Here is a 12631-nt window from a genome sequence, read left to right on the forward strand (position 1 = left end):
CGCCTGCACCGGGGCGGGGCCCTCGCTCACCGCTGCCCGCTCCTGGGCCGACGCCCCACCTGCACCGGGGCGGGAGCCACACTTGTCGCTGCCCGGCACCGTGGGCTGTGCCCACCCGTTCCGCCTTGCGGAACGCCTGCCCACAGCGGAGCGGCACGGTCCCGCCCGCCGCGGCGTGGGCGCACCGGCCCCCACCGGCCGGCAGGCGCACGCGCTCCCGAGGGGACGTGGGGGTATGTGCGAACGGAGCACCGAGCCAGCTCTGGCGTCTTTGGACTTGGGGCGGGGCGCAGGGATGGCGAGTACGCACATACCCCCGCGGCCCCGCCCCACAGACGGACAAAGGCGCACCGCCCAAGGCTCAGGAGCCAGCCCCAAGGCGCCCCCGCCAGAACGAGGCGTGACGCCCGTCAACGACACCCCCGAACACGAGAGGCTGAAGACACCGTGCAGGACGACTCGCAGGACACCTCCGAACTCATCGCGCGGGCCCAGGCCTGGCTGGCCGAGGACCCGGACCCCGAGACCCGCGAGGAGCTGGCCAAGCTCATCGAATCCGCGGACACGGACGAGCTCACCGCACGCTTCACCGGCACCCTCCAGTTCGGCACCGCCGGCCTCCGCGGCGAACTCGGCGCGGGCCCCATGCGCATGAACCGCTCCGTGGTCATCCGCGCCGCCGCCGGCCTCGCCGCGTACCTCAAGGGCAAGGGACAGACCGACGGCCTCGTCGTCATCGGCTACGACGCCCGCCACAAGTCCGCCGACTTCGCCCGCGACACCGCCGCCGTGATGACCGGCGCCGGCCTCCGCGCGGCCGTGCTCCCCCGCCCCCTGCCCACCCCCGTCCTCGCCTTCGCCATAAGGCACCTCGGCGCGGTCGCGGGCGTGGAGGTCACCGCCAGCCACAACCCCCCGCGCGACAACGGCTACAAGGTCTACCTCGGCGACGGCTCCCAGATCGTCCCGCCCGCCGACGCGGAGATCGCCGCCGAGATCGACGCGATCGCGAGCCTCCACGACGTGCCCCGCCCCGAGGCCGGCTGGGAAATCCTGTCCGAGGACGTCCTGGAGGCCTATCTGGTGCGTACGGACGCCGTCCTGGCCCCGGACTCCCCCCGCACCGCCCGCGCCGTCTACACGGCCATGCACGGCGTCGGCAAGGACACCCTCCTCGCGGCCTTCGCCCGCGCCGGCTTCCCCGCCCCGGTCCTCGTCGCCGAGCAGGCCGAGCCGGACCCGGACTTCCCCACGGTCGCGTTCCCGAACCCGGAGGAGCCGGGCGCGATGGACCTGTCCTTCGCGACGGCGGCCCGCACCACCCCCGCCCCGGACCTGATCATCGCCAACGACCCCGACGCGGACCGCTGCGCCGCCGCGGTCAAGGACGGCGCGGACTGGCGGATGCTCCGCGGCGACGAGGTCGGGGCGCTCCTCGCCGCGCACCTGGTCGAGCGCGGCGCACAGGGCACCTTCGCCGAGTCGATCGTCTCCTCCTCCCTCCTCGGCCGGATCGCCGAGAAGGCGGGCCTCGGCTACGAGGAGACCCTCACCGGCTTCAAGTGGATCGCCCGCGTCGACGGCCTGCGCTACGGCTACGAGGAGGCGCTCGGCTACTGCGTGGACCCCGAGGGCGTACGCGACAAGGACGGCATCACCGCCGCACTGCTGCTCACCGAGCTGGCCTCCGGTCTCAAGGAAGAGAACCGCACCCTCCTGGACCTCCTCGACGACCTGGCCGTGGAGCACGGCCTGCACGCCACCGACCAGCTGTCGGTCCGCGTGGAGGACCTGTCGCTGATCGCGGACGCGATGCGCCGCCTGCGCGAGCAGCCGCCGACGGAGCTGGCGGGCCTGCCCGTGACGAAGGCGGAGGACCTGACGCGGGGCACGGACAAGCTCCCGCCCACGGACGGCCTGCGCTACACGCTCGACGGTGCCCGCGTCATCGTGCGCCCGAGCGGCACGGAGCCGAAGCTCAAGTGCTACCTGGAGGTCGTCGTCCCGGTCTCCGGGCGGTCGGAGCTCCCGGCGGCCCGCGCGAAGGCGACGGACCTCCTCGCCACGATCAAGCGCGACCTCTCGGCGGCGGCGGGCATCTGATCCCGAGGGGAGCCACCCGTCCGAGTGGTTCCGCTAGGGCAGCTGCCGCAGCGATCCGGTGCGCTGCCGGTCCCCCAGGAAGGGTCGACCGGTAGCGCACGATCACGTTCCGGGAGCTGCCGCAGTGCCGTACGGAATCTCCGAGCCCAGGGCCGCCGCCCCGTCCCGGGTCCCCGCGTCCAGGAGCCCCCTGGGCACCGCACGCCCGCGCACGGGCCGCGCGGACCGTGCGGTGCGCGCCCTGCGGCACGCCTCCCCCGCGCTCCTCGCGTACGCGGCCGTGCGCGCCCTCGGGCTGCTGGTGTTCGCCGCGTGGGCCCACCGCGAGCGCCGCGGGGTCCGGCACCTGCTGATGGAGTCGTGGGACTGCGACTGGTACCTGAAGATCGCCGAGCACGGTTACGCGCACGCGCTGGGCACGCACTTCGACGCGAACAACCTCGCGTTCTTCCCGCTCTTCCCCGCCCTGATCAGGGCGGGCGACACCCTCGTCCCCGCGCTGCCGCGCGGCGCGGCGGGCCTCGCGGTCGCGCTCGTGTCGTCGTTCGCCGCCGCGTGGGGGATCTTCGCGGTGGGCGACCGCCTGTACGGCCGGCGGACCGGCGTCGTGCTCGCCACGCTCTGGGGCAGCCTGCCCGTCGCGCTCGTGCAGTGGATGGGCTACACCGAGTCGCTGTTCACGGCGTTCGCCGCGTGGGCGCTGTACGCGGTCCTGACGGGCCGCTGGGTGTGGGCGGGGGCGCTGGCCTCGCTCGCGGGCCTGACCCGTCCCACGGGGGTGGCGCTCGCGGCGGCGGTGTCCGTGGCCGCGCTGCTCTCCCTGCGCCGCGCCCCCTTTCACGCCCGCGCGCTCGCGGGCGCCCTGCTCGCCCCGCTCGGCTGGCTGGCGTACGTCGGCTGGGTGGGCCTGCGCCTGGGCCGCTGGGACGGCTACTTCGCCGTACAGCGGCTGTGGCACAACGAATGGGACGGCGGCGTGGAGACGCTGCGCCGCATGCACGGGCTCTTCGTGGTCGAGCGGCCGCAGCTGTTCCTCGCGATGGTGACGGCGGTGCTGCTCGGCTCGGTCGTGCTCTACGTCCTCTCGGCGGCGGACCGCCAGCCGCTGCCCCTGCTGCTCTTCACGGGCCTGCTCCTGCTGATCGTGCTCGGCAGCAGCGGGGTCTACTTCCCGCGGGCCCGTTTCCTGCTGCCGGGCTTCCCGCTGCTGCTGCCGCTCGCCGTGGCGCTCGCGCGGGCGCGGACGCGGGTGGCGGTGACGGTCCTTTCGGCGGCGGCGCTCACGTCGGCCGCGTTCGGCGGCCACATGCTCCTGGCGTGGCTCGGCCCGCCGTAGGAAGCCTCGGGACCGGAGGTCAGGTCACCGCGAGCAGCACGGCGAGGAGCACCGCACCCGCCGCGGCCGGGGCGACGATCTCGTACGCCCAGCGGACCGCGGGCTCGCCCTGCGCGGACTCGGATCCGGCCTGCCGTTCGGAGATCTCGCGCAGCTCGTCCATGGCCTGGTCGCCGCTGGCGCGGGTCGACGAGCGGCCGGGGTCGAGGAAGGGGCGGCCGCCGGCCGTCGGGTCGCCGGAGGCGGCGGCCTGGGACTGCCTGCGCGCGGCCTTCTTGCGGCCGCGCAGGGAGACGGGGATCGCCCAGAGCTGGTACTTGGTGCCGTCGTTGGTGAGGACCTCGTTCGAGTAGCCCGAGCGGAGCGTCGCGACGGACGCCCAGGGCAGCGCGATGGTCCGGAAGGGGTTGCGGACGCGGAGCCGGTCGTCGTTGGCGTACACGGCGGGACGCACGGTGAACGCGACGACCAGCGGCACGGCGAGCAGCAGCCCGGCGAGCGCGAGCCACGGGGTGCGGCCCTCGCCGCGGATCACGGCGTCGATGCCGAGCCAGGCGCCCAGGGCGAGCAGCAGGACGCCGCCGGCGATGCCGGCCGGGGACCGGAAGGTGCGGTCCTGGTACGCGGGCTCCGCCACGGGGTTCTGAGGGTCGCTCATACCCTGATTCTGCCTGACGCCCCGCGCGGCGCCCCGGGCCGGGCCGCCGCCGGGCCCCCGGCGCCGGGCGGGCCCCACCCCTGTACAGCAGCTACGCGCGTAGATATGCTCCCCTCGTGACCATGCCCACTGCATTCGCTGACGTGACCGCGTCCGACAGCACGCTCCGCCGCTTCCTCCACGGGCTGCCCGGCGTCGACGCGGTCGGCCTGGAGGCGCGCGCCGCCTCGCTCGGTACCCGCTCGATCAAGACCACGGCGAAGGCGTACGCCATCGACCTGGCCATCTCGATGATCGACCTGACGACCCTGGAGGGCGCCGACACCCCGGGCAAGGTCCGGGCGCTCGGCGCGAAGGCCGTCAACCCCGACCCGACCGACCGCGGCACCCCGCGCACCGCCGCGGTCTGCGTCTATCCGGACATGGTCGCGACCGCCAAGGAGGCCGTCGCGGGCAGCGGCGTGAAGGTCGCCTCCGTGGCCACCGCCTTCCCGGCCGGCCGTGCCGCCCTGGACGTGAAGCTCGGTGACGTCCGCGAGGCCGTGGCCGCCGGCGCCGACGAGATCGACATGGTCATCGACCGGGGAGCGTTCCTCTCCGGCGACTACATGACGGTGTTCGAGCAGATCCGCGCCGTGAAGGAGGCCTGCGGCGCCGCGCGTCTGAAGGTCATCTTCGAGACCGGTGAGCTCTCGACGTACGACAACATCAGGCGCGCCAGCTGGATCGGCATGATCGCGGGCGCCGACTTCATCAAGACCTCGACCGGCAAGGTCGGCGTCAACGCCACGCCCGCCAACACGCTCCTGATGCTGGAGGCCGTCCGCGACTTCCGCGCGCAGACGGGGGTGCAGATCGGCGTGAAGCCCGCGGGCGGCATCCGCTCGACCAAGGACGCGGTGAAGTTCCTCGTCCTGGTGAACGAGACGGCGGGGCCCGACTGGCTGGACAACCACTGGTTCCGCTTCGGCGCCTCGTCGCTCCTGAACGATCTGCTGATGCAGCGCCAGAAGCTGGCCACCGGCCGCTACTCCGGCCCCGACTACGTGACGGTGGACTGACCCATGACCTCCACTCCCTTCGAGTACGCACCGGCGCCCGAGTCCCGCTCCGTCGTCGACATCGCCCCCTCGTACGGCCTGTTCATCGACGGCGAGTTCGTCGAGGCCGCCGAGGGCAAGGTCTTCAAGACGGTCTCGCCGTCCACCGAAGAGGTCCTCTCCGAGGTCGCGCAGGCCTCCTCCGAGGACGTCGACCGCGCGGTGAAGGCCGCCCGCAAGGCCTTCGAGAAGTGGTCGGCGCTGCCGGGCGCCGAGCGCGCCAAGTACCTCTTCCGCATCGCCCGGATCATCCAGGAGCGCAGCCGCGAGCTGGCCGTACTGGAGACGCTGGACAACGGCAAGCCGATCAAGGAGACCCGCGACGCGGACCTCCCCCTGGTCGCCGCGCACTTCTTCTACTACGCGGGCTGGGCCGACAAGCTCGACCACGCGGGGTACGGCCCGAACCCGGCGCCGCTGGGCGTCGCGGGCCAGGTCATCCCCTGGAACTTCCCGCTCCTGATGCTGGCCTGGAAGATCGCCCCGGCGCTCGCCACGGGCAACACGGTCGTCCTCAAGCCCGCCGAGACCACTCCCCTGAGCGCCCTGTTCTTCGCGGACATCTGCCGCCAGGCGGGCCTGCCCAAGGGCGTCGTCAACATCCTTCCCGGGTACGGCGACGCGGGCGCGGCCCTCACGGCCCACCCGGACGTGAACAAGGTCGCCTTCACCGGTTCCACCGCCGTCGGCAAGGCGATCGCCCGTCAGGTCGCGGGCACGGACAAGAAGGTCACGCTCGAACTGGGCGGCAAGGGCGCGAACATCGTCTTCGACGACGCCCCGATCGACCAGGCCGTCGAGGGCATCGTCACCGGCATCTTCTTCAACCAGGGCCAGGTCTGCTGCGCCGGTTCGCGCCTGCTCGTGCAGGAGTCGATCCAGGAGGAGCTGCTCGACGGCCTCAAGCGCCGCCTGTCCACCCTGCGTCTGGGCGACCCGCTCGACAAGAACACCGACATCGGCGCGATCAACTCCGCCGAGCAGCTCGCCCGCATCACCGCGCTCGCCGAGACCGGCGAGGCGGAGGGCGCCGAGCGCTGGTCGGCACCGTGCGAACTGCCCGACAGCGGCTACTGGTTCGCGCCGACGCTCTTCACGAACGTCACGCAGGCGCACACCATCGCCCGCGACGAGATCTTCGGCCCGGTGCTCTCCGTGCTGTCGTTCCGTACGCCGGACGAGGCGGTCGCCAAGGCCAACAACACGCAGTACGGCCTCTCGGCGGGCATCTGGACGGAGAAGGGCTCCCGCATCCTCGCGGTCGCGAACAAGCTCCGGGCGGGTGTCGTCTGGGCCAACACTTTCAACAAGTTCGACCCGACCTCGCCGTTCGGCGGGTACAAGGAGTCGGGCTTCGGCCGCGAGGGCGGCCGCCACGGGCTGGAGGCGTACCTCGATGTCTGACGCACGACTTGGCGTCTTCAAGACCTACAAGCTGTACGTGGGGGGCAAGTTCCCCCGCTCCGAGAGCGGCCGGGTGTACGAGGTGACGGACTCCAAGGGCACGTGGCTGGCCAACGCCCCGCTGTCGTCCCGCAAGGACGCGCGGGACGCGGTCGTGGCGGCCCGCAAGGCGCAGGGCGGCTGGGCCGGCGCGACGGCGTACAACCGCGGCCAGATCCTCTACCGCATCGCCGAGATGCTGGAGGGCCGTCGCGAGCAGTTCGTGCGCGAGGTCGCCGACGCGGAGGGCCTGTCGAAGTCGAAGGCCGCCGCGGTCGTGGACGCGGCGATCGACCGCTGGGTCTGGTACGCGGGCTGGACGGACAAGATCGCCCAGGTCGCGGGCGGGGCGAACCCGGTCGCGGGCCCGTTCTTCAACCTCTCGACGCCGGAGCCGACGGGCGTGGTCACGGTGCTCGCGCCGCAGGACTCCTCGTTCCTCGGCCTGGTCTCGGTGATCGCCCCGGTGATCGCGACGGGCAACACCGTCGTGGTGGTCGCCGCGGAGAAGGCGCCGCTGCCGGCGCTGTCGCTGGGCGAGGTCCTCGCGACCTCGGACGTCCCGGGCGGGGTGGTCAACATCCTCACCGGGAAGACCGCCGAGATCGCCGCGCCGCTCGCCGCGCACCAGGACGTCAACGCCATCGACCTGACGGGCGCGGACGCGGACCTGGCGCGCGACCTGGAGGTCGCGGCGGCCGACAACCTCAAGCGCGTGCTGCGTCCACAGCCTGTGGACTGGTCGGCCGACCCGGGCACGCACCGCCTGACGGCCTTCCTGGAGACCAAGACGGTCTGGCACCCCACGGGTTCGCTGGGCGCGTCCGGCTCCGCCTACTAGCCGCTCTCCGCGCCGAGGCCCCGGTCTCCTCCGTCCAGGAGGCCGGGGCCTCGGCATGTCCGGCGCCGGTTCACAGCCCGAAGCGCGCCGCGATCCCGTCGAGCACGCAGTCCAGGCCCGTCTCGAACTCCCAGGTCGGGTCGTCCTTGCGCGTCGCCTCGTGGATGTAGCGCCGGTACGTGGGGTAACGCCCGGTCCCCATCAGGTAGTTCATCTGCGGTGCGAGGCCGCGCCGCGCCTCGTCGGGGCTCTCCCACTCCTGCTGGCGCAGGTACTCGCTCAGCAACACCTCGGACCGCACCATGCCGCCCACGTACGCGGTGACGGTGCGGAAGACGGCCATCATCGTGTCGACGTCCAGGCCGTGCCCGTCGAGCGCGGCGAGCTGCCGCTCCGCGACCGCGAACCGGTTCGGCGTCAGCGCGTGCAGCGGGGTGGGCAGGTCGGCCATCCACCGGTGGCGCAGCGCCATCTCGCGGGTGGCGCGCGCGGATTCGCGCAGGACGTCGCGCCAGCCCGTCGCCCCGGCGGCCGGGGTCAGCTCGGCCGAGACCAGGTCGACCATGAGCGCCAGCAGGTCCTCCTTGCCCGAGACATGGCGGTACGCGGCCATCGGCGCGACGCCCAGCTCGGTGGCGAGGCGGCGCATGGTGACGGCGGCGAAGCCCTCGGCGTCGGCGACCCGCACCGCGACCGCGGCGATCTTCTGCGGCGTCAGCGTGGCGCGCTGCGCGGCCGCCGGGCGCTCCATGCGCTCCCAGAGCGAGACCTCGGGCTCGCCCTTCTTCTGTGTGGCCATGCGTACAGCGTATCCGTTGTGGACGGCGTACACAGCGAGGTGTACGTTGTACGCGTCTCGATACGACGTACACATCGGCGTCGTACACACCCAGGGGGTCCCCATGAGCACTCAGCCGCAGCCGCTCCGCGTCGCCGTCGTCGTCGGCAGCACCCGCGAGGGCCGTTTCGCGCCCGTCGTCACCGACTGGATCAAGGAGCACCTCGACGGGCGCGGCGACATGCGCGCCGACGTCGTCGACCTCGCGAAGACGCCGCTGCCCACCGTCATGCCGCCCTTCGGCGGCCCCGCCGCGCCCGGCACCGAGGAGGCGCTCGCGCTGGTCTCGCCGCGCCTGGCGGCGGCCGACGCCTTCGTCTTCGTCACTCCGGAGTACAACCACAGCTTCCCGGCGTCCCTGAAGAACGCGATCGACTGGCACAACGAGCAGTGGCACGCCAAGCCGGTCGGCTTCGTCTCCTACGGCGGCATCTCCGGCGGCCTGCGCGCCGTCGAGCAACTGCGCCTGGTGATGGCCGAGTTGAACGCGACGACCATCCGCAACACGGTCAGCCTGCACCAGGCGTGGGGCCTGTTCGACGAGGACGGCGGGATGAAGGACCCGGCGAGCGACGCCGCCGCCAAGGCCATGCTCGACCAGCTCGCCTGGTGGGCGCAGGCGCTGCGCGAGGCCAGGACCGCCCGCCCGTACGCCGCCTGACGCCACGTCACACCTCTGGGGGAAGTCATGAATCAGCGTACGGAGAAGCCGCCTGCGGCAGGAGCCCCGAGCGAGGCCCCGCAGCCGGCCCCGCCCTCCCGGCTCGCCGTCCTCGGGCTGCTGCTCGGCATCATCCTGGCGACGCTCGACGGCACGATCGTCGGCACCGCGCTCCCGACGATCGTCGGTGACCTCGGAGGCCTCGGCCACTTCTCCTGGGTGGTGACGACCTATCTGCTCACCACCGCCGTCTCCACCCCGATCTGGGGCAAGCTCGGCGACCTCTACGGCCGCAAGGGCAGCTATCTGACCTCGATCGCGGTCTTCCTCGCCGGGTCCGTGCTGTGCGGACTCGCCCAGGACATGGGGCAGTTGATCGCGTTCCGCGCGCTCCAGGGGCTCGGCGCGGGCGGCCTCTTCGTCGGCGCGCTCTCCCTCATCGGGACACTGCTGCCGCCCGCGCAGGCCGGCCGTTCGCAGTCGATGATCGGCGTGCTGCTGCCGGCCGCGATGATCGGCGGCCCGCTGCTCGGCGGCTTCCTCACCGACCGGCTCGACTGGCGCTGGGTCTTCTACGTCAACGTGCCCGTCGGCGCCGTCGCGCTGCTGCTCGTCGGGCTCCTCGTCCACGTGCGCGCCGAGCGCTCCACGGCGCGCGTCGACTACGCGGGCGCCGCGCTCCTCACGACGGGCATCCTGGCGCTCACCCTGCTCGGCACCTGGGGCGGCTCGACGTACGGCTGGCTCTCCCCGCAGATCACGGGCCTCGCGCTGCTCGCGGCGCTCTCGCTCGCCGCCTTCGTCCGCGTGGAGCGGCGGGCACCCGAACCGGTCATTCCGCCGCGCCTGTTCCGCGACCGCAACTTCACGCTGGCGCAGGCCCTTAGCTTCCTCGCGGGCGCGGCGATGATGGCGGCTGCGACGTACCTTCCGCAGTACATGCAGTTCGTGCACGGCATGTCGTCGACGCAGAGCGGGCTGCTGCTGCTCCCGCTGATGCTCGGGATGATGGGCGCGCAGCTGTTCATCGGGCGGGCCGTCGGCAACGGCGGCCGGTACCGCGGATATCCGATCATCGGCGCCGCGGTCGCGGTGGCGGGCGCCCTGGCGCTGCTCGCCCTCGGCGTGGCCACGCCCACGGCCGCGGCCTCCGCGCTGACGCTCGTGCTCGGCGTGGGCCTCGGCTGCCTCATGCAGCCGTCCCTGCTGATCACCATGAACAGCGCGGAGCCCCGCGACATGGGCGCCGCGAGCGGCACCACGACGCTGCTGCGCACCATCGGCGGCTCGCTCGGCGTCGCCGTGCTCGGCTCCGTCCACGCGAGCCGCGTGAGCGACGCCCTCACGGACCGGCTCGGCGCCGAGGGCGCGCGCCTCGCGGGCGGCCACGAGCTGACGCCCGCGGCGCTGCGCGATCTGTCCGAGCCGGTCAGGGACGCCTTCCGGGCCGGGGTCACCGGCGGGCTGCACGGCGTCATGGCGGGCACGGCCGCACTGTGCGCGCTGGCCTTCGCGGCCGCCCTGCTGATCCGCGAGGTGCCGCTGCGGTCGCGGACCGGGGCCCCGGACCCGCGGGCCGCCGACTAGCCGGGCAGCAGGCCCGTCGCGGGGCCGACCACCGGCAGCTCGGACAGCGAGGCGCCCTCGGCGATCGGGCCGGTGACGGCCGCGGTGCTGACGGGCTTGAAGTCGGCGACCTGGGTGCCGAGCGCGTTGTCGAGCGGGTCGACGCCGGTGCCGGCCAGCGGGTCCAGCTGAAGGTTCTTGGCCGGGCCGAGCCCGCTCGCCGTCGCGCCCCGCACCGTCCCCAGGACGGCCTGCCCCGACGCCGCCGCGTCGACGTCGCCCAGCGGCGTGGCGAACCCCGCCGGTGCGTCCGGGGCCGGTGCGGCGCTCGCGGCCGCCGCCCCGCCGACGAGCGCGGCGCCCGCCGCCGTGAGGGTCAGCCCCGCACGCAGCAGCGCGCGGGAGCCGGTCCGGGGTGCCTTGGATCCTGAGTGTCGTGCCATTGGTACCGCCCATGTCGTCGTACGGAGCGAACGGTCGACGTCGCGCGCGGCGGAAGCCGACCGGGTGAGTGATCGAGCGGACACGTAGCGTAGTTGACGGATGGAGCGGACACCAAGGCCGACCCGCCCGAGGGGAACTCAGCCGGTCCCCGCGGAAGGTGCCGGTGCGGGTTCGCCGAGCATCGCGCACAGCGTGGCGCTCTGGAGCGTCCTGGCGGCCCGCGTGATCTCCGGGAAGGCGTCGGGGTGTTCGGCGAACGCCTCCGTCGCGACCAGGACCGCGGCCGTACGGCTGCCGGTCGCGTCGGTGAGGGTGGTGCTGAGGTAGCCGGGGATGCCGCCGTCGTGCGCCCACACCGTGCCGCAGGGGGTCTTGAGGGTCATGATGCCGAGGCCGTAGCCGGGTCCGTCCGGCTCGTCCGGGGACATCGGCACGGTGGTGCGCAGCTGGGCCAGTTGCGCGGCGGGCAGCAGCCCGCCGGACATCAGCGCGGTGTGGAAACGGGCCCAGTCCCGCGCGGTGGACACCACCGCCCCGGCGGGCCCGCCCCACGAGGGGCTGTTGTCGGAGACGTCCACGTGCCCCTCGCGGGGCGTCCCCGCGTACTCCCTGAACGCGGCGGGCACCCCGGGCGGCATGTGGGCGGCGTCGGGTTCGTGACCGCGGGCGTGCGGGCCGCGCCAGGCTCCGTCCGTGGCGTAGTAGGTGTGCCGCAGACCGAGCGGCCGGGCGATCCGGTCCCGGACCAGTTCGGCGAGGCCCTCCCCGGTGGCCTTCTCCAGGACGGCGCCGATCGCCGCGTAGTTGGTGTTGCTGTACGACCACTTCGTGCCCGGCGCGAAGAGCGGGTCGTGCCGCACGCCGAGGGCGAGCAGCCGCGTCGGCGTCCAGCGCCGCCGGTCCTTGCCCAGGAGCGACGGCAGGACCGCGGTGTCCTCGGTGTAGTCGAACAGGCCGCTGGTGTGGTTCAGGAGCATGCGCAGCGTGATCGCGCGGCCGTCGGGCACCCGGCCGGGGAGCCACTTCTCCACCGGGTCGGCCAGGTCGAGCCTGCCTTCGGCGACCAGTTGCAGCACGAGCGTCGCGATCATGGTCTTGGTGTTGGACCCCATGCGGAACTCGTCGTCGGCGCGGAGCCGGTACTCCTTCGCGGCCCAGGGCGCCTGCTCGGTGATCTCGACCGGCGGGCCCGTGCCGTCGTCGACCCGCACGATCACCCCGGGCGCCCCTGCCGCGACCAGGTCCCGTGCCAGTTGCCTCAGTCCGGTGTTCGCGGCGGCGGCCGGAGCCTCGGCCGCCGCTCCCGGCGGGGCGAGGGGGACGGCCAGTCCGGCCAGGGCCAGGAAGACGGCCACCACCGTGCGACGGGAGCGGAGGGGCCTGGTCCGGGAGGGTTCGTGCGCGCCGCGGGGGCGTGACTGTGCTGTCATGCCGACCAGCGTGGTGCGCGGGCGGCCCGCGGTCACTGGGGCGGGCCGCCGCCCGGAAGGGGGGTCTGCCCCCTTCACACGTCCGCCACCTCCGGAACCGCCACCACCGCCGCCGCGGTCTGGGCCCTCTTCGCGTCTCGGTTGATAATGACTCCCGACCACGCTGGCGAACCGTGTCGGGAGACGCGGTCCATCGGGCCTCGCCGGCACA

The 12631-nt window shown here is 73.5% G+C and carries 11 protein-coding genes; 7 read left to right on the forward strand and 4 right to left on the reverse strand.

Annotated features, from left to right (window positions below; translation table 11 throughout):
* The first annotated feature begins 447 nt into the window (after nucleotides 1–447).
* Nucleotides 448–2103 carry a phospho-sugar mutase gene (locus AB0L89_RS13815; protein ID WP_365139375.1) on the forward strand — a complete coding sequence of 552 codons (1656 nt, stop codon included), beginning with the start codon at nucleotides 448–450 and terminating at the stop codon, nucleotides 2101–2103.
* Between the two features lie 190 nt (nucleotides 2104–2293).
* Nucleotides 2294–3439, forward strand: a complete 1146-nt coding sequence (locus tag AB0L89_RS13820) for a hypothetical protein (protein ID WP_365139830.1) — start codon at nucleotides 2294–2296, stop codon at nucleotides 3437–3439.
* A 19-nt stretch (nucleotides 3440–3458) separates the two neighbouring features.
* Here the strand turns inward: AB0L89_RS13820 and AB0L89_RS13825 are convergent, their stop codons facing one another.
* Complete coding sequence (locus tag AB0L89_RS13825; protein ID WP_365139378.1) at nucleotides 3459–4097, reverse strand: PH domain-containing protein; 639 nt, start codon at nucleotides 4095–4097, stop codon at nucleotides 3459–3461.
* 122 nt (nucleotides 4098–4219) lie between these two features.
* On the opposite strand from AB0L89_RS13825, the gene deoC reads away from it, so the two are divergent.
* From deoC to AB0L89_RS13840, 3 genes are read left to right on the forward strand one after another with little or no spacing between them, the layout of a single operon-like run.
* The gene (deoC, locus tag AB0L89_RS13830) at nucleotides 4220–5158 is read left to right on the forward strand and encodes a deoxyribose-phosphate aldolase (protein WP_365139833.1); all 939 of its coding nucleotides are present in this window, start codon (nucleotides 4220–4222) and stop codon (nucleotides 5156–5158) included.
* Between the two features lie 3 nt (nucleotides 5159–5161).
* On the forward strand, nucleotides 5162–6601 hold the full coding sequence (locus AB0L89_RS13835) for an aldehyde dehydrogenase family protein (RefSeq protein WP_365139381.1): 1440 nt from the start codon (nucleotides 5162–5164) through the stop codon (nucleotides 6599–6601).
* Nucleotides 6594–7481, forward strand: coding sequence for an aldehyde dehydrogenase family protein (locus tag AB0L89_RS13840; protein WP_365139384.1), 888 nt, complete (start codon nucleotides 6594–6596; stop codon nucleotides 7479–7481). Before AB0L89_RS13835 ends, AB0L89_RS13840 begins: the two co-directional genes overlap by 8 nt.
* Nucleotides 7482–7551: 70 nt before the next feature.
* On the opposite strand, the gene AB0L89_RS13845 is transcribed toward AB0L89_RS13840, so the two are convergent.
* Complete coding sequence (locus AB0L89_RS13845; protein ID WP_365139387.1) at nucleotides 7552–8280, reverse strand: TetR/AcrR family transcriptional regulator; 729 nt, start codon at nucleotides 8278–8280, stop codon at nucleotides 7552–7554.
* Nucleotides 8281–8383: 103 nt separating this feature from the next.
* Here AB0L89_RS13845 and AB0L89_RS13850 point away from each other — a divergent pair, with 103 nt between their 5' ends.
* Nucleotides 8384–8980 (forward strand): NAD(P)H-dependent oxidoreductase, encoded by a 597-nt coding sequence (locus tag AB0L89_RS13850; protein WP_365139390.1) that lies wholly within the window; start codon nucleotides 8384–8386, stop codon nucleotides 8978–8980.
* Nucleotides 8981–9007: 27 nt separating this feature from the next.
* A complete protein-coding gene (locus AB0L89_RS13855; RefSeq protein WP_365139393.1) occupies nucleotides 9008–10567 on the forward strand; it encodes an MDR family MFS transporter in 1560 nt (519 codons plus the stop codon).
* On the opposite strand, the gene AB0L89_RS13860 is transcribed toward AB0L89_RS13855, so the two are convergent.
* Nucleotides 10564–10989 (reverse strand): hypothetical protein, encoded by a 426-nt coding sequence (locus AB0L89_RS13860; RefSeq protein ID WP_365139396.1) that lies wholly within the window; start codon nucleotides 10987–10989, stop codon nucleotides 10564–10566. The two genes, AB0L89_RS13855 and AB0L89_RS13860, sit on opposite strands and share 4 nt — an antisense overlap.
* Before the next feature lie 138 nt (nucleotides 10990–11127).
* Nucleotides 11128–12420 carry a serine hydrolase domain-containing protein gene (locus AB0L89_RS13865; RefSeq protein ID WP_365139399.1) on the reverse strand — a complete coding sequence of 431 codons (1293 nt, stop codon included), beginning with the start codon at nucleotides 12418–12420 and terminating at the stop codon, nucleotides 11128–11130.
* Between the last annotated feature and the right edge of the window lie 211 nt (nucleotides 12421–12631).

The sequence above is a fragment of the Streptomyces sp. NPDC052114 genome, assembly GCF_040680155.1.
GTDB lineage: Bacteria > Actinomycetota > Actinomycetes > Streptomycetales > Streptomycetaceae > Streptomyces.

What these genes read in the sequence shown, in the direction of transcription:
- deoC (WP_365139833.1), top strand. Translation starts at nt 4,220, where the DNA reads ATGCCCACTGCATTCGCTGACGTGACCGCGTCCGACAGCACGCTCCGC.
- AB0L89_RS13825 (WP_365139378.1), bottom strand. Translation starts at nt 4,097, where the DNA reads ATGAGCGACCCTCAGAACCCCGTGGCGGAGCCCGCGTACCAGGACCGC.
- AB0L89_RS13855 (WP_365139393.1), top strand. Translation starts at nt 9,008, where the DNA reads ATGAATCAGCGTACGGAGAAGCCGCCTGCGGCAGGAGCCCCGAGCGAG.
- AB0L89_RS13865 (WP_365139399.1), bottom strand. Translation starts at nt 12,420, where the DNA reads ATGACAGCACAGTCACGCCCCCGCGGCGCGCACGAACCCTCCCGGACC.
- AB0L89_RS13845 (WP_365139387.1), bottom strand. Translation starts at nt 8,280, where the DNA reads ATGGCCACACAGAAGAAGGGCGAGCCCGAGGTCTCGCTCTGGGAGCGC.
- AB0L89_RS13840 (WP_365139384.1), top strand. Translation starts at nt 6,594, where the DNA reads ATGTCTGACGCACGACTTGGCGTCTTCAAGACCTACAAGCTGTACGTG.
- AB0L89_RS13850 (WP_365139390.1), top strand. Translation starts at nt 8,384, where the DNA reads ATGAGCACTCAGCCGCAGCCGCTCCGCGTCGCCGTCGTCGTCGGCAGC.
- AB0L89_RS13860 (WP_365139396.1), bottom strand. Translation starts at nt 10,989, where the DNA reads ATGGCACGACACTCAGGATCCAAGGCACCCCGGACCGGCTCCCGCGCG.
- AB0L89_RS13835 (WP_365139381.1), top strand. Translation starts at nt 5,162, where the DNA reads ATGACCTCCACTCCCTTCGAGTACGCACCGGCGCCCGAGTCCCGCTCC.